The organism is Butyricicoccus sp., assembly GCF_977037065.1.
Window position 1 is genome coordinate 1 of record NZ_CDRQNY010000002.1, and the last position, 21,899, is coordinate 21,899.

Consider the following 21,899-nt stretch of genomic DNA (forward strand, 5'->3'; position numbering starts at 1 on the left):
TTTTCTTCCCTTGTATAAATTCCGAGATACATGCTCCCGGAATTTATGAATTTGCAAAGCAAATTCGATTGAATGCGTGCTGCCGCACGAAGCATAAAAATCGAATATTGCTTTTTCGACAAGCTGAAGCCTCGGAGATGTATGCTCCGAGGCTTTTCCTATTGTATCGTACCCGCAGATACGCTATAATAAACCTATCTCCGGAAAGAGAGGGAACCCTGATGTTTGAATGGTTTACAGAATTTATGGAATCGCCGATGGGAAAGCTGATTTCCACGGGAATACTGGCCGTGGCGGTGCTGCTCCTAACGCTGGCGGCGGCCGGACTGGTCAATCGGCTGATGAAAAAGCTGGTTGACCGTCACCGGAAAACGAACAGCAGTATTGCGACTGTCTTAGGATTTGTGCGCTACATAGCGGTTGCTGCGGTGTACTTTGCGGGCGGCATGGTCATCGTAGGTGCGATTCCGGTGCTGTCGAGTGCGGTGCGTACTCTGCTGGCTACCGGCGGTGTGATCGCGGTGGTTGCCGGTCTTGCTGCACAGGAAGCACTCGGCAGCGTGGTCAGCGGCATGATGATCCTTGCATTCAAGCCGTTTAAGATGGGCGATGTCGTGCGCTATGTCGATAATGACATCACCGGCACGGTCGAGGAGATCACGCTGCACCATACTGCGGTCCGCACGTTCGAGAACAAGCGCGTCATCATCCCAAACAGCAAGATGAACAGTGCCATCATCGAGAACGCCGACTATGCGGACAGCAAGGTCTGCGTGTTCCTGACAGTGGGGATTACCTACGAAAGCGACCTCAAAAAAGCCAAAGAGCTGCTCGCCCGCGAGGTGCGGAAGCAGCCGGCCTTCCTCGATATTCGCACCGAGCAGCAGAAAAAGGACGGCGTGCCCGATGTGCCGGTCGTTGTGCTTGAGCTGGCGGATTCCGCAGTTGTCCTGCGTGCATCGCTGTGGGCGAAGGATAACGCCACTGCATTCGCGCTCAAGTGCGCTGTGCTCGAGGGCATTAAGCTTACCTATGACGCGGAAGGCATTGATATTGCATATCCGCACATGCAAGTCGTAAAAAGTGAGGAATGAGGAGGCAGAAGTGAGGAGCGGACGATGATTTCCCGTGTTGTCGGGCGGCCGGTAGTCTCCTGCGCAGCGGTAAACCGCAACCGAAACTCCTGTCTCCTGCCTGTACGAAATCGCAAGATATTGTAAGACAACCACCCGCATTCCTTTTATAATATGGTCAAAGAGCAAAGGGAGGAACATAAGATGAAGAAATTACGCGTTGGTGTAATTGGCATTGGCGACATCAGCAATGTTTACCTGAACAATCTGAAAAAGTATGACGCAGTCGAGGTGGTGGCGTGTGCCTCACGCGGACTGGAGAAGGCACAGCGAAAGGCGGCAGAGCACGGTATTCCCAAGGCATACGCCTCCGGTATGGAGCTGATCGCTGACCCGGATATTGACATTATTCTCAATCTGACAACGCCGCAGGCACATTATGAGTATAATCTGGCAGCCTTGAAGGCAGGCAAGCATGTCTACACGGAGAAGCCGCTGGCGATGACGTTTGAGCAGGGCAGGGAGCTTGTTTCGCTTGCTAAGGAGAAGGGACTGCTGATTGGCTGCGCGCCGGACACCTTCCTCGGCGGTCGCTTGCAGAACATCCGCGAGCTCATCGACAGCGGCAGACTGGGCCGCATCACGGGCGGCGGTGCATGGTTTGTCGGTCACGGGCACGAGTTCCACCATCCGGCTCCGGCATTCTTCTATCAGCCGGGTGCGGGCCCGCTGTACGACATGGGGCCGTACTACGTCACCGCGCTGCTCAGCCTGCTCGGCCCGGTAAAGCGCGTTTGCGCAATGGCCACCAAGGCAGGAGAGACGCGCACCGTGCCGTCCGGCCCGAGCAAGGGACAGGTGCTGCCGGTGGACGTGGATACTCATATCAACGCGATTCTTGAGTTTGTGTGCGGCGCACAGGTGACGCTGACCTGCAGTTTTGACGTCTGGGATTCCGAGCTGCCGCGTATGGAGATTTACGGTACAGAGGGAACCGTTCTCATTGACGAGAAGGACCCGATTTCCGGTCCCAACCTGTTCGGCGGCGATACGCTCATGCGCACGCCCGACCAGTACCGCTGGGCGGATGCCGAGCGCCGTCCGGAGAACGTAAACGCGCCGTGGCCGGTCGTGCCGAACAGCCATCCGTACAATTCGGTCAGCCACGCCGAGAACCCGCGCGGTATCGGTCTGGTGGATCTCGTCTACGCGCTCGAGGAGGGCCGCAAGCCGCGTGCCTCCGGCGAGATGGCGCTGCATTCGCTTGAGGTGATGGAGTGCATCCTCAAGAGTGCACATGAGCACGTCTTCTGTGAGCCAACAACTACATTTGAGCAGCCGAAGCCGCTTGATTGGCAGTAATTGAAGTAAAAGCCAGAGACGAATTTTTCATTCTCAATTACACCGCATGTCTATCTGAAAAAGACACCCCAAGGGGTGTCTTTTTTATTCCGCAAGTCCCATCGTGCCGTTGCCTTGGGTGGTGATGCAGGTCAGATCATCGCGGACATACAGTACGACATCGGGCCGATAATCAGTGATATAGTCAAGGATATTCTCGCCGTCATAGTGACGGTAATCCAGACTGCGCATTTCGTCGCACGAGGTATACAGGATACCCTCTAAGGGGTTCGTGAACGAATCGCCGACGACAAGCACGCGCGGCAGACCGGGACGGTTTGTCTTGATAATGGTTTCGCCAATGTCGCCGCCCATGTAGTAATCGTACATGTTGTTGAAATTCTCATTGACCACCGTGCTGGCAACCGGCTTGCCGTTATCTTCTCGCGTAAAGGGCACGGGTGTGCCGAGCGTGAAGCGGTACAGCTTGTCATCCGTGGGGTACTCGCCGAGCAGTTTGCGGGAGCGGGAACCGAGGAACGGCCGCTCAATCTGCTCGATGGTCACATCGGTGGTGACAGGTGCGTCTATGCCGAGCGTCTGCAGGTGCTCCATAGTGCGCAGATAGGTCTCATACGCGCCGTAAAAGTTGTAGTGATGGTCGGTTTTGCTGTAATATTTCTCCGGATCGGTGCAGAGATAGTCCGCCATGTTCAGACAGTCAATGCCGCGCGCATCCAGTCCGGCGAGAAAGTCCGTGCGCATGGAATCATCCGTGTAGGTGCCGGACGTGAGGTACGACGGATATTTGTACCGCAAGGCACTGCTCTGCTCGGGAATGGACAGATAGACAAACCTTGCACCGACAGTCTCACACGCCGCGCTCACCTGCGAGAGCGCATCCAGTACGGTCTGCATATTTTCATGGTCATAATCGGTGCGCGGCTTGCTGTGATAGGGCAGCAGCGTATCGCCTGCGATAACCGTGTTGCTGACGACCGGATTGTGCAGCGCAAGCTCCTTGCGGACGTTCAGCCGCAGCAGCGGAACACGGCAGGCAAAGTGGTCGCTGATATAGGTTTCCACATTGGAAAAAAACGTGCCGTCCAGCACGGTCTCGACGCTCGGCACCGGAAAGACCGCCAGCCTGCGGTTTTCGTAAAACGAGCCTTTTTCCTTCGGACTGAATACGCTGACAGCCGAAAAAACGGCCAGCGTACCGCAGAACAGCACGGTTTTGACAATATGCTTCGCGTTTTTCATGTCTCAGCCCTCCTCAGAAGCGGAAGTAGATAAATGGGTTGTAGCTGCTGGCGAGCAGGCGCATCATGCACAGTGTGAACAGGACAGCCAGTACCGGAAACTCCAGTATACGCCAGATACGGGTGGACTGGAGACGCGGGAACACCGGCGCGGACAGTACAACACCGAACAGCAGGTAGGGCCAGAACCGCAGCAGATATTCGATTACGAACCGATTGAGCGGCACCGCCGAGGTGAACATGCTGCCGAGATACTGCACTGCCAGTCCCATCGAATCGCTGCGGAAGAACACCCAGCCGATGACGATAAAAAACAGCGCATAGACATGCTGCAGCACGGACGGCAGGCGCGTAATCCATCCGGCGAGGAATTTCTTTTCCAGAATGAGCAGTACGCCGAAGTACAGACCCCACGCCATAAACGTCCAGTTGGCACCGTGCCAGAAGCCGGTCAGTGTCCATACGGCAAGCAGATTGAAAATGTGCCGTGCGGGCGAGCACCGGTTGCCGCCCAGCGGAATGTACACATAGTCGCGGAACCAGGTGGACAGCGAGATATGCCAGCGGCGCCAGAACTCGGTGACCGACTTGCTGATGTACGGGTAGTTGAAGTTTTCGAGGAACGCAAAGCCGAACATCTTGCCGAGGCCAATCGCCATATCCGAGTAGCCGGAGAAATCGAAGTAAATCTGCAGCGTATAGCCAATCGCACCCATCCACGCACCGGCAGCGGACAGCTCGCTCGGTGCATATTTGAATACGCCGTCCGCAATCTGCGCAAATACGTTGGACAGCAGCACCTTTTTGCTGAGCCCGAACAGGAAGCGGCTGATACCCTCGGAGAACTGCGCAAACGAGTGCTTTCGCACGGCAAGCTGCACGTTGACATCGTGGTAGCGTACGATCGGGCCTGCAATCAGCTGTGGAAACATAGAAACGTACAGCGCCAGCGAAAACGGGTCGTGCTGCGGCGGAACCTCCCGGCGGTATACGTCAATGACGTAGCTGAGCGCCTGAAAGGTGTAAAACGAGATGCCGATCGGCATGACAATGCCTGTCACCGGAATACTCAGTCCAAGCAGACTGTCCGCCGTACTAATGAAGAAATTCAGATACTTGAACACACCCAGCAGGCTCAGATTGGCGATAACGCACAAAATGAGCAGTGGTTTTCTGTATGTACTGCGCATGGACAGACCGAACAGGTAGTTCATCAGTATCGAAAAAATTAGCATGCCGATCAGCCTTGGCTCTCCGTAGAAATAAAAGAACAGGCTGAATAAAAGCAGCACCGCGTTCCGCACGCGGATAAATTTCTGCGGCACGATATAATAGCAGAACAGCGTCGCCGGCAAAAAGAAAAATAGAAAAATCAGACTGCTGAAAACCATGTAGCAAACATCCCTGTATGGTAAAATTGCTGTCAGAAAGGCAAAACAACCGACAAAAAGCATCTTTAGTTTACCATGTTCTGCGCGGATTTGCAATCATGCGTCAGATAGCCGCATCGTTTCTGAATTGTTGTTTACTTTTTCCAAGAACTATGCTATATTAAGGATAAGCTATTGGCTGTTTCGATTAAAAGGAGGAAGACAATATGAAAAAGATGAGAATCGCACTGGCATCCATGCTGGTTGCTGCCGGTATTACGGCAACAGCCGGTGCGGCGAACTTCACAAACTGTGCGGACCGCCTGAAGGACGTGGGACTGTTCCAGGGCACTAATCAGGGTTACCAGCTTGATAAGGCACCTACCCGTGCCGAGGCTTCGGCAATGCTGGTCCGTCTGCTGGGCAAGGAAGCCGAGGCGGAAAAGCTGACCTACACCGCACCGTTTACCGATCTGAAGGGCTGGGAAAAGCCGTATGTGCAGTACCTGTACGATAACGGCCTTGCCAACGGCATGAGCGCGACTGCCTATAACCCGACCGGCAAGTGCTCTGCACAGATGTATACCACGTTCCTGCTGCGCGCACTCGGCTACTCGGATGCCAAGGGCGATTTTACCTATGCCAAAGCACTGGATTTCGGTGAGCAGGTTGGTCTGGTGGACGATGTCAACTGCAGCACCAAGAATTTCCTGCGTGACAACGTAGTTGCAATGAGCCTGACCGCGCTTGATACCGATGTCAAGGGCAGTGACAGCATTCTGCTCGATAAGCTGGTTGCAGACGGTGCGGTTGACAAGACCAAGGCTGCTTCTCTGGGCGCATTTTTCGCAGACGCGGACACATTCAACACCGCTGCGAAGAACACCTCGGCGGAATCCAAGATGGCTATGGATATGAACATCAAGGCAAGCGTTAAACTCGGCACCACCAAGCTGCTCGATATGTCCATGCCGATGACGATTAAGGCCGATATGAACCTCAAGGAGCTGGACAAGTCCGTGATGGCATTTGGCGGCAAGCTGAACATGACGATCGACCCGTCTTTGGCGAACGGCGGCGATACCAGTATTTCGCAGGATATTAACTATTACTTCACCAATGGCACTTACTACATGGATATGGGTGCACAGGGCAAGTACAAAATGGCGATGTCCTTTGATGATGTGCTGAACGGCATGGAGATTTCTGCTATGAACAGTTCTGTTCCGGTCAGCGCGATCGAGAGCATTACCAAGGGCAGCGGCGGTATGACCGTTAAGTACAACATGAACAGTGTCTTCAGTTCCGACCTGTTTGACGAGCTGCTCGGCGGCATGCTGGACGGTGTTTCCATCAAAACCCGCGATATGAATGTTACCGCGAAGGCAGTCAATGGCATGCTTACCGATACCGCGATTTCCGGTACGGTTGATATTACAGCAGAGGGCGAGACCATCAGCGCAACTCTGAACGCAGCCGCTAAGGTAACCGCTACCGGCGATGCGGTTAAGATTACGCTGCCGACCGATCTGAGCAGCTATGTCGATCTGCCGACCGAGATTAACTGACGGCTTGACAATTCTGCATCTTTTATGATAAACTTATCTCACTAAAATTTGTGTGGATTTTTACAGCATCTCAAGATGTTCTTTTTCGCCGCACGACCGGGATTCCGGTCGTGCGGTTTTTTATTTGCACAAAAGGGAGGAACCGAACGTGAACCAACGCTTTATGCGGGAAAAGCCGATACTGCCGCTGCTGCTCTCAATGGCGCTGCCGATGGTGGTTTCCATGCTGGTGAACTCGCTGTACAACATCATCGACAGCCTGTTTGTTGCAAAAATAGGGGAGGACGCGATAACAGCGCTGTCACTGGTCTATCCGGTGCAGAATTTGATAAACGCGCTCGCTATCGGCTTCGGCGTGGGCATTAACGCAGTGATTTCGTATCATCTCGGTGCCGGTGAGATCGACAAGGCAGACGCGGCGGCGACGCGCGGTATTGCGTGCTCAGTTGTTCACGGCGTAGTGAGCATGATCGTGTGCATCACCGTTATGCCGCGTTTCCTGCGGCTGTTCACGGATTCTGAGCAGGTAGCGGAGATGGGTACGCAGTACGCGTCTATTGCGTTCGCGTTCTCGGTGATTATCATGGTCGGTCTCGCGTTCGAGAAGATTTATCAGGCGATGGGCCGCATGCAGGTGACCATGACGGCGCTGCTGTTCGGCTGTGTGACAAATATCGTGCTGGATCCGCTGCTCATCTTCGGTATCGGGCCGTTCCCGCAGCTCGGCATGCGCGGCGCGGCACTCGCCACCGGCATCGGCCAGCTGGTAACGCTGGTATTCTATCTGGTGATATATCGGCTGCGGCCGGTGTCCGTGCATATCACACGCAAGGGGCTGCACGGTACTCGAGGCATCACGGCACGGTTGTATGCGGTCGGCATTCCGGCGGCACTCAATCTGGCGCTGCCGTCATTGCTCATCTCGTGTCTGAATGCGCTGCTGGCTGAGCTCAGTCAGGCGTATGTGGTCGTGCTCGGCATCTATTACAAATTGCAGACTTTCCTGTATTTGCCTGCGAGCGGCATTATTCAGGGTATGCGTCCGGTGATCGGTTACAACTACGGTGCGGGTGAGCGGGAACGCGTCAGCCGTATTTTTCAGGTAGCGCTTGCGCTGTGCGCGTGCATTATGATGATCGGCACGGTGCTGTGTCTGGCGTTCGCGTCTCCGCTGATGGCACTTTTCACCGAAAATGTCCGGACGGTGGTCATCGGTGCACATGCGCTGCGCATTATCTGTGTGGGATTTCTTGTTTCGGCGGTTTCGGTTACGGCGTCCGGCGCACTGGAAGGACTCGGAAAGGGTACGGCGTCGCTCGTGATTTCGCTGTGCCGGTATACCGTGGTCATTCTGCCGATCGCGGTCGTGCTGTGTAAGATTATGGGTGCGAATGGCGTCTGGCATGCGTTCTGGGTGACGGAGTTTATCTCGGCAGGAGTGGCATTGGTCGCTTGGAAGCGAGTGTAACTGCGCTGACGCCTGCCGCGCCCGCGGCGGTGGGCAGTCGGGTTACTACAGCGTTTGTTTCGCAACATATTCGCAGTTCACAGATACATTACTGCTACACATACGGACTGCTCTGCGCAGAGCGCGGCATAATCGTGCCGCGCAATTCGTTAGCGCGTTATGATAGATAGGGCCTGCGAAGATAAATTGTATCAAACGCCTAATCCGTAGGTGCCGTGCGGTATAACGTGTTAAAGAGTTTCGCAGCACGGGTATCCCTGTGGGACCGTCTCTTGCCCTTTGGGCAATTCACCTTGTGTTGCGCCTGCTTGAAGTAGCCGACCTGTGTAGCATAACACTATCTGACCCTGCGAATAGACTGCGAAAGCTACAGAAGAAAAAAACCTCTGCTGTTCCCCTGTTTCGAAGCGGTCGCCGCTCTCCGATTTTCGCCGGACTATCTAAACAAGGGAAAGGTAGAAGTTCAAAGGGGGAGGGCACTCATTTAATCCGCGCACGGCGCGGAAACAATGTTTAGCAGCTTACGGGCAAACCGCAGGTATCACTTTCTCGTTATCCCCACGATGGGCGCCGCGACGTTCCCGCTGTCCCTGTGGGCGGCGAATCCCCCGCTGAATCTCAGTGAAAAACACACCGCCCGTCAGGGGCGAACACGCTTGCGCAGTTCGTGTGTCCCGGTCAATCGGTGCAGGGAAACGACAGCTTTCCTATTGACACAGTAGGCATTCCCCGCTATACTTATAATTAAGCGAAAAACTGCACGAAAGGGAGAAAAAACTTGCTCAATCAATTTTCGAGAACCGAGCTGCTGCTTGGCAAGCAGGGCATGGAGCGCCTGTACAACGCGCGTGTTGCGGTGTTCGGCATCGGCGGTGTAGGCGGCTACACGGTAGAAGCGCTGGCGCGTTCGGGTGTCGGTACACTTGACCTCATCGACGATGATAAGGTGTGCCTGACCAACATCAATCGCCAGATCATCGCTACCCGCAAGACGGTCGGTCAATACAAGGTAGAGGCCGCCGCCGAGCGTATTCACGATATCAATCCGGACTGCAAGGTCAACATTTACAAAACCTTTTACACGCCTGAGACCGCTTCTCAGTTCGATTTCACCCAGTATGACTACGTAGTGGACGCCATCGACACCGTAACCGGCAAACTCGAGCTGATCGAGCAGGCAACCAAGGCCGGTACGCGCATCATCAGCTGCATGGGTGCAGGCAACAAGATTCACGCCGACAAGCTGGAAGTGACGGATATTTATAAGACCTCCGGCTGTCCGCTCGCGCGTGTTATGCGCTATGAGCTGCGCAAGCGCCGCATCCGCAAGCTCAAGGTCGTGTACTCCAAGGAGCCGGCTATGACGCCCATCGATGATATGGCGATCAGCTGCCGCCAGAACTGCATCTGTCCGCCGGGCACTGCCAGAAAATGCACACAGCGCCGACAGGTTCCGGGCAGCACGGCGTTTGTGCCTGCTGTTGCGGGTCTTATCATTGCAGGTGAAGTTGTTCAGGACCTGACCGGCGTGGAGAATAAAGGATAACACAGGCAAAAAACCGTCATCTCAAATGCAGAGATGACGGTTTTTGTTACTCTTTGACAATATTTGCAGCCAATGCCGCGTCAAACTCCGGCCAGCACCGCTTGAGGATAGCCGGTTTGCCCTCGGCGTTGATAAAGCAATGGCGGCTGTCGCCGGTACAGCGCAGCGTGCCGGTCGCCTTGTCGTAGACATCATAGTGCAGCGTCATGCGCACGCCGTTGTACTGCGTGATAGATGCTTCGATTCGCACGGTTTCGCCGAATTTCGACATGGTTTTGTACTGGCAGGAGACCTCCAACACCGGACCGCTGTAACCGGCCTCTTCAATGCGGTCGTAGCCGAAGCCGAGCTGCTCGAGCAGATCCACGCGCGCCTCCTCGAACCAGCGGATGTAGTTCGAGTGGTGGACGATGCCCATGCCATCGGTTTCATAGTATTGGACTTTGTGCTCACAGGGGTTCATAAAAACACCTCGTTATTGGAAGAAAGTGAGTTGCGAAGTTTTTGGATTGCAAGTTTGTTCTTTGACGTTAAAGAATATTTGGATAGATCATGAAAAGACAATTCATAGGAGCTATTATAGAAACCACGCTCTGTATAAATTTCTGTTGTAGGTGCTCCTGTTATAAATAATCAAGATTATTGTAGGAAACGGCACAAAGATGCGAACAAAATGAGTCGTTCGCATATACAAAGATCAAGCATGCGTGACTATTGACAGGATCAAACTCGGTTCGATATACACTGAAAGAAAGTCTATTTCGCTGGCAAATATGAGCAAGATGACAATCAAGCTGTGAGAAATCGGCAGTCTCCAATATTATTGGGGAAAATGCAGGAGTATCTCGTAGAATTTGCCGCCAATATGGGGATGAACTGATATATCCTAAAATGTCTTGCATTATGCGCTTATAGTATTTTTAACCGCTTTTTCATATTGTATTTTTCATATTGTATTTATTGATAGGAAAGCGCCCTCGTTGAGGGCGCTTTCTGCACAGGCTTTACTTAAAGTATTTCACGCCGTTTGCAAACAGCGGCTGATACTTTTCGCCGTAGATATTCTTGCCGACAAACGGGCTGTAACGCTCGGTGTGACCCATCTTGCCGAGCACACGGCCGTCCGGAGAGGTGATACCCTCGATGGCGCACATGGAGCCGTTCGGGTTCCACGCGATGTCCATGGACGGATCACCGTTCAGATCGGTGTACTGGAACGCTACCTGACCGTTCTTGATCAGGTCGTCGATGACGTTCTGCGGTGCTACGAAGCGGCCCTCGCCGTGCGAGAACGCGATGGAGTGCAGGTCGCCGACATTGCAGGAGGACAGCCACGGAGACTTAACCGACGCAACGCGGGTGGTAGCGTAGCGGCTCTGGTGGCGGCCGATGAGGTTGAAGGTCAGCGTCGGATCGTCGCCGGTCATCTCGTCACGGATTTCGCCGTAGGGAACCAGGCCCAGCTTAATGAGCGCCTGGAAGCCGTTGCAGATGCCGAGCATCAGACCGTCGCGCTTGTTCAGCAGCTCGTGGATGCTGTCCTTGATGCCTGCGTCGCGCAGGAAGGACGCAATGAACTTACCGGAACCGTCCGGCTCGTCACCGCCGGAGAAGCCGCCCGGCAGGATAACCATCTGCGCCTTACGGATGGAGTTTTCGAGCTGCTCAGCGCTCTCGCGGAGGGCATCCGCGGAGAAGTTGCGGACTACGACGATCTCAGCTGCGCCGCCTGCATTCTCAACCGCACGGGCGGTGTCGTACTCGCAGTTGGTGCCTGGGAATACCGGAATAACGGCCAGCGGCTTTGCACTCTTGACCGCCGGAGCGGCAGCATTGCGCTCGGTAAAGGAAACCTTGGTCAGATGCTCGTCGGAAGCAGCTGCCTTGGTCGGAAATACGCTCTCGAGCTTGCCTTCGAAGGCAGCCGTCAGCTCGTCAAGCGTTACGGACTCACCGGCAACCGTGATCTTCTCGTCGTCGGTGGTGTGGCCGACCAGCCAGTAAGCCGGGAGTTCGGATGCGGCTTCGATCAGAATGCCGCCGAAGTTCTTGAGGTACAGCGCGTCAGCCGGGAAGGAATCGTCCATCTTAAAGCCAATTTTGTTGCCGAGCGCCATTTTGCACACGCCCTCAGCGATACCGCCGGTGGACAGCGCCCACGCGGAAACCGCCTTGCCGGACGCAATCAGGTTTGCGACCTCGTTCCACATGAACTTGAGCGTGGTGTAATCCGGCGTGCCGTCCTGATTGTACGGTGCATCGAAGAAGTAAACCGGATGACCTGCCGCCTTGAACTCAGGAGAGATCAGGCGGGAAGCGTCCTGCGGCGCGATAGCGAACGAAACCAGCGTGGGCGGTACGTCCATATCGTCGAACGAGCCGCTCATGGAGTCCTTGCCGCCGATGGCTGCCAGACACAGGTTCTCCTGTGCGGTGTATGCGCCCAGCAGGGCGGACAGCGGCTTGCCGAAGCGCTTCGGGTCCTTGCCGAGACGCTCAAAGTACTCCTGGAAGGTGAGGTAAGCGGTCTCAAAGTCACAGCCCGCTGCGACCAGCTTTGCCACGGATTCGATTACCGCGGAGGATGCACCGAGATACGGGTTCTGCTCGGTGAAGTAGGGGTCAAAGCCGAACGCCATGACAGAGGCGGTTTCGCACTGACCGTTCAGTGCCGGCATGGTAGCCGCCATGACCTGCGTCGGGGTCAGCTGATACTTGCCGCCGAAGGGCATGAATACCGAACTTGCGCCGATGGAGCCGTCGAAACGCTCGACCAGACCGCGCTCGAGGCAGATGCCGAGGGTAGAGGCGTGGTTCAGCAGCTTTTCCTTCTCGGAATTGCCTGCCGGAGCGCAGGAGATGGACGGAGTCGGCAGTGCGCCAACCTCTGCGTCAACGTGCTTGGAGCAGCCATTGGTGTTGAGGAAATCACGGGAAACATCCACGATCTTAACACCGTTCCAGGTCATGCACAGGCGGTTCTTGTCGGTAACGGTTGCGACAACAACAGCCTCGATATTTTCCTTGGCAGCTGCGGCAATAAAGGCGTCTACGTCCTTTGCACGGACAACGACAGCCATGCGCTCCTGCGACTCGGAGATGGCCAGCTCGGTGCCGTCCAGACCGTCGTACTTCTTCGGTACGGCATTCAGATCGATGTCAAGGCCGTCGGCCAGCTCGCCAATGGCAACCGATACACCGCCCGCACCGAAGTCGTTGCAGCGGCGGATCATGCGGGTGACATTGCCGTCGCGGAACAGGCGCTGGATCTTGCGCTCTTCCGGCGGATTGCCCTTCTGGACCTCTGCACCGCAGGTCTCGAGGGATTCCTCGGTGTGCTTCTTGGAGGAGCCGGTTGCACCGCCGCAGCCGTCGCGGCCGGTCTTGCCGCCGAGCAGGATGACGATATCGCCCGGCTCGGGTACCTCGCGGATGACGTTCTCCAGCGGAGCCGCGCCGACAACAGCGCCAATCTCCATGCGCTTTGCGACATAGCCCGGATGGTAAATCTCGTGTACGAGGCCGGTAGCAAGGCCAATCTGGTTGCCATAGGAGGAGTAGCCCGCAGCAGCGGTCTGGCACAGCTTGCGCTGCGGCAGCTTGTGCTCGAGGGTCTCAGAGAGCGGCACGGTCGGGTCGCCCGCGCCGGTTACGCGCATTGCCTGATAAACGTAGGAGCGGCCGGACAGCGGATCGCGGATCGCACCGCCGAGGCAGGTAGCAGCACCGCCGAACGGCTCGATCTCGGTCGGGTGGTTGTGGGTTTCGTTCTTGAACATAAGCAGCCAGTCCTCGTAGTGACCGTTCACGAGCGCCTTCACCTTAATGGAGCAGGCGTTGATCTCCTCGGACTCGTCAATGTTCTTCAGGTAGCCGCGCTTCTTGAGCACCTTAGCCGCGATCGTACCCATGTCCATCAGCGTTACCGGACGCTTCGCAGCCTTTTCCTCGCCGTAGACTTCTACGCGGGCAGCCATGTAGCGGTCAAATGCGTCCTGCACCATCTGATCTTCGAACTTTACGTCATCGATCTGGGTGAGGAAGGTGGTGTGGCGGCAGTGGTCGGACCAGTAAGTATCGACCATGCGAACCTCGGTGATGGTCGGGTCGCGCTTTTCGGTGTCGCGGAAGTAGGTCTGCAGGAACTTGAGGTCGTCCAGATCCATCGCCAGACCCATATTATGCAGCAGGTCAGAGAGAGCCGTCTCGTCCATGTGAGTAAAGCCGACAACCGATGCCACGCTGGTCGGGATAGCGTACTCTACCTTGAGGGTTGCAGGCTTAGCCATCGAAGCCTCGCGGGTGTCTACGGGGTTAATCAGATAGCCGCGGATCTTGTCCATGTCCTCAGCAGTGAGTTCGCCTTCCAGAACGTAAATTTTAGCGGCTGCAACGGTCGGGCGTTCGCCGCCGGTGAGCAGCTGGATGCACTGTGCGCAGGAATCGGCGCGCTGATCGAATTGACCGGGCAGCGGCTCTACCGCAAGGATGGTGTGAGCGCCTTCCGGACGGGGAAAGTCCTCGTCATAGCACACATCAGCCATAGGCTCGGAGAATACGATGCCTTTTGCCTTCTCGTAGGTCTCAGGTGCAAGTCCCTCTGCGTCGTAGCGGCAGAGATAGCGCACATGAGTCAGGTTTTTGATTTCCAACAGGTCGTGCAGGCTGGAGAACAGGCTGCGTGCTTCGACATCGAAGCCGTTTTTTTTCTCGGAATAACAACGATTGACGCTCATGATCGTGTTCGCTCCTTTATTGCATGATACTTCTATTCTACATTTTTCACACAGATAAATCAATCGGTGAGGGCGACAAAATATTGTTGATTTCGATGGAGAAGTTTTCTATACCGTTAGAACAAATTCGTAATCAGGCATTCGTAAGCAGTAATTGACGGTGTGGTGCAGCCTTCTTCGTATGGTTATATCCTATAAAAATGGCAGCCGCAGGATGTGACAAAATGCAGCAGTGGGAAGAAGATGAAACCGTGAGGTGATCTCCGCTCCTCACTCTTTTCTTTCAATTTCCAAAGAGGTGTGATATAATGTAAATCAAAAGGAGGGCGACTGTACATGCCGCCCTCGTATTCAAAAAGACGGCGCCGTGCAAACCGGTTGAACACACAGGCGCGTCTGGTATCAAATTATGCCGCGGAACACTCTGCGGTTACAGGAGGAACTGTTATGGAAATCAAGCTCTCACCGTCTATTCTGTCCGCAGATTTTGCAAATCTTGCACGCGATATTAAAATTGCCACCGATGCCGGTGCGGAATACGTTCACGTTGACGTTATGGACGGTCACTTCGTGCCGAATATCACCATCGGCGCTCCGGTGGTTAAGGCGCTGCGCAAGGCGACCGACAAGGTGCTCGATGTACATCTGATGATCTCGGACCCCGATCAGTATCTGAACGACTTCATCAAGGCCGGCTCGGATATTATCACCGTACACTACGAGTCCAACGGTGATACGCTCGAGCAGCTGAAGAAAATCCGCGCAGCCGGTGTCAAGGCAGCCTGCGTTATCAAGCCGAAAACCCCCGCTGAGGTGCTGTTCCCGCTGCTGCCGTACTGCGATATGGTGCTCATCATGACCGTTGAGCCGGGCTTTGGCGGTCAGGGCTTTATCCCGGAGTGCATGGACAAAATCAAGGCTGTCCGCGCGGAAATCCAGAAGAACGGCTATAAGTGCGAACTGGAGATCGACGGCGGTGCAAAGCTGAACAATACCGCCGACATCGTAGCCGCCGGTGCAGACGTTATCGTAGCAGGTTCTGCCGTGTTCGGCGGTGACATTGCAGCCAATGTCAAGGGCTTCCATGAGGTGTTCAAGGAAGGCGCGGCCAAGGCAGCCTGGAGCAAGTAACCATATAAGTGTGAACAACCCCCAATCGTTAGTCTGTCTGACCGTTGGGGGTTTCCTAATAGAGATGAGGGATAAAATGAACGAACTGACAAAGCGAATCGTTTCGTGTGTGCTGCTGATGATGATCGGACTCGGGTGCTTTTTCGGTATCTCGGGATGGCAGTCCTCACCGGAGACGCACCGGACGAGCATTGAATACTTAAACGAAAAACAGGCGACTGTGATGAAGCTGACTGCAGCTTCCACGGCAGCGTCCGCAGCTGTTTCGGCTCTGCCGGGAGACACAGGTAGCGCCATCGCGGAAAAGCTGGCTGATCTCACGTCGGATTTTCTGATCGTGCTGTGTGCCATTATGTTAGAGAAATATCTGCTCACCATTACCGGATACGCGGTTTTTCGGTTTATTTTACCGGCAGCGTGCGTGCTGCTCATCGTTCGTCAGTTCCGCAGCAGTGAGATTCTGGCGAAACTCGCATTCAAGCTGGCACTGTTCGGCATGGCGGTTTGGCTTGCTGTTCCGGGCGGTATCACAGTATCGCGCATGATCGAGGCCACCTATGCAACCTCGCTGTCGCAGACCATTGAGGACACGCAAAGTGCAGCGGATGCTATCGATACCAGTGCGGGTTCAGACTCGGATTCGGACAGCGAAAAGAGCGGTTTCTGGTCGGGTATCACGTCCTCGGTGCAGAATGCGGTCTCCGGCGTGACGGAAAAGTTTGAAAAACTGCTCAGCAATGTCATGGAGGCACTCGCTGTGCTGATCGTTACCTCGTGTGTGCTGCCGGTGCTCGTGCTGCTGTTCCTGCTGTGGATTGTGAAAATGCTCACCGGGATTGACTTCAATCTGCCGAAGCGGAAATCAACGGAGTAATTAAGAGTGGAGATCGGAGAGTAAAGATGACGTAGCGATTTACCCTTCTTCACATGATTCTATCTTGTTATTAAAGGTATACCATAGGGGACGCTGGCTTGGCACATCGCCTGTAACTCATCTGCATAGACCTAACCGCAGGGGAGACCATTGGTCTCCCGAGCAGCATAAACTCAAACACTTCCTAAAGGGAGTGACAAACGTGGGTTTCAAATCTTGTCAGACCTGCAAGGTCAATCCGTCTCAAACCGGCAGATGTAAGACCCTGTCGAAATAATAAAACCGCCTGCAAAGGCGGTTTTATTATGTATTTTCCATGGTAAATTGATGTTGCGGGTGTTATTTTACGCTGTGTTTCATCTGGTATATGCATACGCCTGCATTTACAACAGCCGCCAACAGGAACAGTACGACTGCGCAGAACCGAATAGCGAACGATGTATCCAGAAGGGCGCTGAAATCCTGTGCATATACGCGGACATTGTACTCAAAAATCTGTCCGAGCAGCGCCAGTGAGCACAAACCCATACTGACCGCTGCAAACAGCAGCGCATTTTTCTGTTTGGCTAGTGCAATGAGCGGCAGTACAAGTGAAAGTATACCGCAGGTCAGGCTTCCCACAGAGCACATCACCGAAATTGAAATTGTAGTGGACATTTTTTGTCTCCTCCTTCCTTTGTGAGCAGTATAACACATTATGGGTGGAATAGAAAGGACAATATTACGCAGCCAATAAACCCTCACGTTAATTCCTAACGCTTAATTACTAATTCAGCATTGACAGAACCGCCCACAGAGGGTATACTGTATGTAGAAATTAACACACTATTAAAAAGTGTTTTGAAAAGAGGTGCGCCATGGCAGACACAGGAAAACTCAAGCGGGAGAACACAGCTCTGCTTCGGCAGGCGATGCAGCACGGCTCTGCCGGCAAGAACGATCTTGCGCGGCTGACACATCTCAGCTTTCCGACCGTCAGCCGCATTGTGGATGAGATGGTCGAGCGCGGAGAAGCGCAAGAAATCGGCACAGCAGCCTCCACCGGCGGACGCTGCGCCATGCAATACCGGCTGAACCCGCAGTACCGGCTGTTCCTGTGTCTGCGACTGGAGCAGGACACGCTGCACTGGTTTGTGTGTGACCTCGACGGTACACCGCTCGAACAGGAACAGCAGACCTGCTCCGGCGATGTGCGCGAATTTCTCGACACGCTTCTGATGCGTGTTAGGGCGCGTTACCCGCGGCTTGCAGCGGTGGTACTCGGCTTTGCGGGAACGATGCATAACGGCATCGTCACCGAGAGTTTCGGCTACCCTGAGCTGCGGGGCGTAAGCCTTAGCGCGTATCTTCACGATAAAACCGGTCTGCCGTGCATGGCGGCCCGTGATATGCAGGTCGTGGCTGCAGGCTACGCGGCGCAGTACACGCCCGCACCGAAAGCCGCTGTGTGCATTTACATCGGCAAGCTGGGTGCAGGCGCAGGTATCGTGCTGAACGGAAAGGTCTGGGGCGGTGCCGCAGGCTTTGCCGGAGAACTGCATTATCTTCCAATCGAACACAATCTCGAATACGCGCAGAATCACTTTGCAGGCGCGGATATAAGCGACTATTTCACCAAGGTCATCTGCGGCTGTGCGGCGCTCATCAATCCGGACAGGGTGGTGCTGTATGCCGATTCCCGTCTGACCGATAAGGCATCGCGGATACGCGAAAGCTGTGCGCAGGCGCTGCCGGAGCAGGCTATGCCGACCATAGAGCTGTCTCAGTCCTTCGAGCAGGACTATACCCGAGGGTTATTTACCTTGGCGAAAAAGATGGAGGAAACCACATGAAATACTTTGTTTTTGACATTGACGGCACGCTGATCGACTCCTCAAAGGTAGATCAGTGGGCCATGCACACTGCACTTGCCGAGTTCGGCTATGAGTTCACCTACGAGCAGCTGATCTTCTCCTTCGGTATGCCGGGCAGACGAGCATTGGCGAAATTAGGCATTCCGGCCGAGCGGGTTGAGCCAATCATGGCTCGCTGGGAAGCGCTGGCGTATGACCGTCTGGACGAAATCCCGATGTACGACGGCATTCCCGAAACGATAGAGGAACTCAGAAAATCCGGCTGTTCGTGTGGCATTGTCACCTCGCGGACACGTTTGCAGCTCAAGCAGGGGATTGAACCCATCGGCTTCACACCGTGGTTTGATGAGATCATCTGCGCGGATGATGTCGAGCATCCCAAGCCTGCGCCGGACGCTCTGCTCGAGTGTCTGCGTCGGTTCGGCTGTAAACCCGAGGACGCCGTCTATATCGGTGACAGCGAATATGATATGCAGTGCGCGAAAAGTGCAGGCGTCAAGAGCGTCCTCGCCCTGTGGGGGTGCTCCGAGGCGGAGAAGTTAATGTCGGATATGAGGTTTGAACATCCGGCAGAGATTCTGTCGCTCAGATAAATATAATTGTATATGCTTAGGGGCGGACCAATGTGTCCGCCCTCTCTTTCTGGTCTGTTCCTTGTTGTGGGTATAGGCAAAAAGAAACCCTTCCTCATTACGAGAGAGGGTTTCCTTTTGCACAGATTTACTCGGATTTATGCAGCAGATCCATAAATTCTTCGCCGGTGATGGTTTCTTTTTCCAGAAGGAAGTGCGCCAGACGGTGCAGGGCATCCATATTATTCTGCAGGATGCCGATGGCCTTCTCGTGCGCGGTCTTGACGGTGGCAATCACTTCCTCATCAATTTTCGCAGCGGTCTCCGCCGAGCAAGCGAGCGCGGTATCACCCGACAAATACTGATTCGTTACGGTCTCGAGAGCAACCATATCGAACTTGCGGCTCATGCCGTAGCGCGTGATCATCGAGCGCGTCAGCTTGGTGGCCTGCTCGATGTCGTTGGATGCACCGGTGGTAATCGAGCCGAAAATCAGCTCCTCGGCTGCACGGCCGCCGGTGAGCGTTGCCACCTTGTTCAGCAGCTCGTCCTTGCTCATCAGATTGTGCTCGCCCTCATCCACCTGCATGGTGTAGCCGAGTGCACCCGAGGTGCGCGGCACAATGGTAATCTTGGTGACAGGCGCGGAGTCGGTCTGCTTGGCCGCCACCAGTGCGTGACCGATTTCGTGATACGCAACGATCTCCTTCTCCTTGGCGCTGAGTACGGCGTTCTTGCGCTGCGCACCGGCAATGACGGTCTCGACGCTCTCATCCAGATCGGCCTGAATGACGCTGTTTCGTCCCAGACGAACGGCACGCAGAGCCGCCTCGTTGATAATGTTGGCAAGGTCAGCACCGGAAGCGCCGGAGGTTGCTCGGGCAATCGAGTTGAAGTCGATATTGCCGGACATGTGAACATCCTTAGCGTGCACCTTCAAAATTGCGATACGACCCTGCAGATCGGGCAGCTGCACCGGAATCCGGCGGTCAAAACGGCCCGGACGCAGCAGAGCCGGGTCAAGCGACTCCGGACGGTTGGTCGCCGCCAGAATAACGACGCCTTTGGTGCCGTCAAAGCCGTCCATCTCGGTCAGCAGCTGGTTGAGCGTCTGCTCGCGCTCGTCGTTGCCGCCCATGCCTGCGCCGTCGCGCTTTTTACCGATGGTATCAATCTCGTCGATGAACACGATGCATGGTGCTTTTTCGCTGGCCTGTTTGAACAGATCGCGCACCTTGGCCGCGCCCATGCCGACGAACATTTCGACGAACTCCGAGCCGGAAATCGAGAAGAACGGCACATGCGCTTCACCGGCAACGGCTTTCGCCAACAAGGTCTTGCCGGTGCCCGGAGGGCCGACCAGCAGTGCGCCCTTCGGCAGCTTTGCACCGATGGAAGCGTACTTGTTCGGGTTGTGCAGGAAGTCCACGATCTCAGTGAGGGCCTCCTTGGCTTCATCCTGACCGGCGACATCAGCAAAGGTCTTGCCGGTCTCGGTCTCGGCGTAAATCTTGGCGTTGGATTTGCCGAAGCTCATCATGTTGCCGCCCATGTTCTTCATCATCTTTTTCTGCAGCCACTGACCGACCGCGATAATGAGCACAATTGGCACAACGTAGCTGATGAGCATGCTCAGCAGGGGAGAGGTCTGGGTCGGAATCTCGGCAGCGAACTTGACATTGGCCTTCAGCAAGCGGCCGACCAGCTCGTCATCCGGGAAAATGCCGGTCTTGTAGAGTGCGTCCTTGCCCTTGTCATTGGTGGCCTCAAAGGTAATTTCCTGATCCTGCTTGTCGTAGGCGATGGTCTGCACCTTGCCGTCGTCCACCATGGCGATGAACTCGTCGTAGCCGACCTCGATAACCTGCCGCTGCAGCAGGCTCGGAAACAGCAACCAGTTGAGCATCATAAGCACGAGCAGCATGACCGCATAATAGAAGATCAGCGGTTTTTTAGGGTTTTTCGTCCCTTTTGGGTTGTTATTCATGTGAGTTTCGTCCTTTCGAGTAAATCGTTGAGGTTTTGCTGCATCTTGCGCATCACACCACACAGGGTCTGCATTTCCTGCTCGGAGATGCCCTGCTGCAGTGTCAGCGCAAAGGTTTCGCAGCGGTGATGGAGCGTTTTGGCAGCAGCGTGTCCTTCATCAGACAGGTGCAGGTGCACCAGACGGCGGTCATTCTCGTCGCGTACGCAGTAGAGCAGACCGCGTCTCTGCAGTCCGTCCACACTGCGCGTCACCAGCGGCTTGGAAACGTTCCACGCCTGTGCAATGACAGTTGCGGTGTCCTGCTCGGGCGCGTTGCGGTACAGAAACAGCAGCACGAACATCTCATTTGGCGTAAAGCCGCAGTTTTCGGTCAGCTCGCGGAAGCAGCTGCGGTACAGCTGACCCGCGTGGAACGCATCGGCGGCAAAATCATGGGGAGAGCCGGGCATGCGGTGTCCTCCTTTCGGCAAACGGTTTACTTGTAAACTATAATAGACCGAAAGCGAGCGAACGTCAATCGTCCAAATGTGAACATTCTGAAAATTCAGACATTCTCAATTCTTCATCCGAAACAAAAAAGACGCCGAGAAACTCTCAGCGTCTTTCTGCGGTTTACTTCATGGTACCGCGGGTGCCCCAGTTGGAGAACTCGGAGTACGTCAAGTAAATGCTGTCATCGTGCAGACCGGTGTGCAGCTCGACAGCATCAAACAGTGCCTTGGTCAGCGCCTTCTTGTTCTCAAACTCGGTCGAACCGTAGCAGCGAACATCAACGTACGCCAGCTTGCGCTTCTCGCCTGCAAAGTACATGGTGTGGTTGTCGGAAATGTCAACCATCAGAGCAGCCTCGGTCTTGCCCGGAATCAGGGAAATCTTCTGGCCGATGGTCTTCTTCAGCTCGTCCTTCTGCTCGTCGGACAGGGCCTTGGAGGTGGTAACAGCAATATACGGCATGGGTATATCCTTCTTTCTTTTGAATTGGGCAATACAGCACTGCCCGTGATTTATTTTATTGTAGCACATCGGTCGCTGTTTGCGATATCGTAATCCTGCATAATTTGCAGTCGGGAAAGGTATTTAAAAATCAGCAGTTTTTGACAGTGCATTTTTAAATG

17 protein-coding genes are annotated in these 21,899 nt (G+C 54.8%); 9 read left to right on the top strand and 8 right to left on the bottom strand.

Annotated elements, in window-relative coordinates:
• Positions 1 to 221: 221 nt before the first annotated feature.
• Both ACWVX6_RS00885 and ACWVX6_RS00890 read left to right on the top strand, forming a co-directional pair.
• Entirely contained in the window at positions 222 to 1,094 is an 873-nt protein-coding gene (locus ACWVX6_RS00885) for a mechanosensitive ion channel family protein (protein WP_455152092.1), read from the top strand.
• 183 nt (positions 1,095 to 1,277) lie between these two features.
• Entirely contained in the window at positions 1,278 to 2,435 is a 1,158-nt protein-coding gene (locus ACWVX6_RS00890; protein ID WP_110436725.1) for a Gfo/Idh/MocA family protein, read from the top strand.
• 84 nt (positions 2,436 to 2,519) lie between these two features.
• Here the strand turns inward: ACWVX6_RS00890 and ACWVX6_RS00895 are convergent, their stop codons facing one another.
• Positions 2,520 to 3,677: a DHHW family protein gene (locus tag ACWVX6_RS00895; RefSeq protein WP_455152093.1), complete on the bottom strand. Its 1,158-nt coding sequence runs from the start codon at positions 3,675 to 3,677 to the stop codon at positions 2,520 to 2,522.
• 13 nt (positions 3,678 to 3,690) lie between these two features.
• Positions 3,691 to 5,067 (bottom strand): MBOAT family O-acyltransferase, encoded by a 1,377-nt coding sequence (locus tag ACWVX6_RS00900; protein WP_455152094.1) that lies wholly within the window; start codon positions 5,065 to 5,067, stop codon positions 3,691 to 3,693.
• A gap of 206 nt (positions 5,068 to 5,273) precedes the next feature.
• Here ACWVX6_RS00900 and ACWVX6_RS00905 point away from each other — a divergent pair, with 206 nt between their 5' ends.
• The 3 genes from ACWVX6_RS00905 to ACWVX6_RS00915 all read left to right on the top strand — a co-directional run bounded on the left by ACWVX6_RS00905 (position 5,274) and on the right by ACWVX6_RS00915 (position 9,628).
• Positions 5,274 to 6,614 (top strand): hypothetical protein, encoded by a 1,341-nt coding sequence (locus ACWVX6_RS00905; RefSeq protein ID WP_455152095.1) that lies wholly within the window; start codon positions 5,274 to 5,276, stop codon positions 6,612 to 6,614.
• Between the two features lie 148 nt (positions 6,615 to 6,762).
• The gene (locus tag ACWVX6_RS00910) at positions 6,763 to 8,082 is read left to right on the top strand and encodes an MATE family efflux transporter (protein ID WP_455152096.1); all 1,320 of its coding nucleotides are present in this window, start codon (positions 6,763 to 6,765) and stop codon (positions 8,080 to 8,082) included.
• A gap of 778 nt (positions 8,083 to 8,860) precedes the next feature.
• Positions 8,861 to 9,628 (top strand): tRNA threonylcarbamoyladenosine dehydratase, encoded by a 768-nt coding sequence (locus ACWVX6_RS00915; protein WP_270384871.1) that lies wholly within the window; start codon positions 8,861 to 8,863, stop codon positions 9,626 to 9,628.
• A gap of 46 nt (positions 9,629 to 9,674) precedes the next feature.
• Here the strand turns inward: ACWVX6_RS00915 and ACWVX6_RS00920 are convergent, their stop codons facing one another.
• Positions 9,675 to 10,091 (bottom strand): acyl-CoA thioesterase, encoded by a 417-nt coding sequence (locus tag ACWVX6_RS00920; protein WP_188886207.1) that lies wholly within the window; start codon positions 10,089 to 10,091, stop codon positions 9,675 to 9,677.
• A 541-nt stretch (positions 10,092 to 10,632) separates the two neighbouring features.
• A complete protein-coding gene (locus ACWVX6_RS00925; RefSeq protein ID WP_455152097.1) occupies positions 10,633 to 14,364 on the bottom strand; it encodes a phosphoribosylformylglycinamidine synthase in 3,732 nt (1,243 codons plus the stop codon).
• Positions 14,365 to 14,811: 447 nt separating this feature from the next.
• On the opposite strand from ACWVX6_RS00925, the gene rpe reads away from it, so the two are divergent.
• Positions 14,812 to 15,495: a ribulose-phosphate 3-epimerase gene (gene rpe, locus ACWVX6_RS00930; protein WP_455152098.1), complete on the top strand. Its 684-nt coding sequence runs from the start codon at positions 14,812 to 14,814 to the stop codon at positions 15,493 to 15,495.
• A 76-nt stretch (positions 15,496 to 15,571) separates the two neighbouring features.
• Positions 15,572 to 16,369, top strand: coding sequence for a hypothetical protein (locus ACWVX6_RS00935; protein WP_455152099.1), 798 nt, complete (start codon positions 15,572 to 15,574; stop codon positions 16,367 to 16,369).
• A gap of 339 nt (positions 16,370 to 16,708) precedes the next feature.
• Here the strand turns inward: ACWVX6_RS00935 and ACWVX6_RS00940 are convergent, their stop codons facing one another.
• Positions 16,709 to 17,026 carry a hypothetical protein gene (locus ACWVX6_RS00940; protein WP_455152100.1) on the bottom strand — a complete coding sequence of 106 codons (318 nt, stop codon included), beginning with the start codon at positions 17,024 to 17,026 and terminating at the stop codon, positions 16,709 to 16,711.
• A gap of 200 nt (positions 17,027 to 17,226) precedes the next feature.
• On the opposite strand from ACWVX6_RS00940, the gene ACWVX6_RS00945 reads away from it, so the two are divergent.
• Both ACWVX6_RS00945 and ACWVX6_RS00950 read left to right on the top strand, forming a co-directional pair.
• Entirely contained in the window at positions 17,227 to 18,201 is a 975-nt protein-coding gene (locus ACWVX6_RS00945; RefSeq protein ID WP_455152101.1) for an ROK family protein, read from the top strand.
• Positions 18,198 to 18,815, top strand: a complete 618-nt coding sequence (locus ACWVX6_RS00950; RefSeq protein WP_118480156.1) for an HAD family hydrolase — start codon at positions 18,198 to 18,200, stop codon at positions 18,813 to 18,815. Before ACWVX6_RS00945 ends, ACWVX6_RS00950 begins: the two co-directional genes overlap by 4 nt.
• 127 nt (positions 18,816 to 18,942) lie before the next feature.
• On the opposite strand, the gene ftsH is transcribed toward ACWVX6_RS00950, so the two are convergent.
• The 3 genes from ftsH to ACWVX6_RS00965 form a co-directional block, all read right to left on the bottom strand.
• Positions 18,943 to 20,781: an ATP-dependent zinc metalloprotease FtsH gene (ftsH, locus tag ACWVX6_RS00955; RefSeq protein WP_118761615.1), complete on the bottom strand. Its 1,839-nt coding sequence runs from the start codon at positions 20,779 to 20,781 to the stop codon at positions 18,943 to 18,945.
• The gene (locus tag ACWVX6_RS00960) at positions 20,778 to 21,233 is read right to left on the bottom strand and encodes a MarR family winged helix-turn-helix transcriptional regulator (RefSeq protein ID WP_118729819.1); all 456 of its coding nucleotides are present in this window, start codon (positions 21,231 to 21,233) and stop codon (positions 20,778 to 20,780) included. Before ACWVX6_RS00960 ends, ftsH begins: the two co-directional genes overlap by 4 nt.
• A 163-nt stretch (positions 21,234 to 21,396) precedes the next feature.
• Positions 21,397 to 21,738: a phenylpyruvate tautomerase MIF-related protein gene (locus tag ACWVX6_RS00965; protein WP_158580311.1), complete on the bottom strand. Its 342-nt coding sequence runs from the start codon at positions 21,736 to 21,738 to the stop codon at positions 21,397 to 21,399.
• Between the last annotated feature and the right edge of the window lie 161 nt (positions 21,739 to 21,899).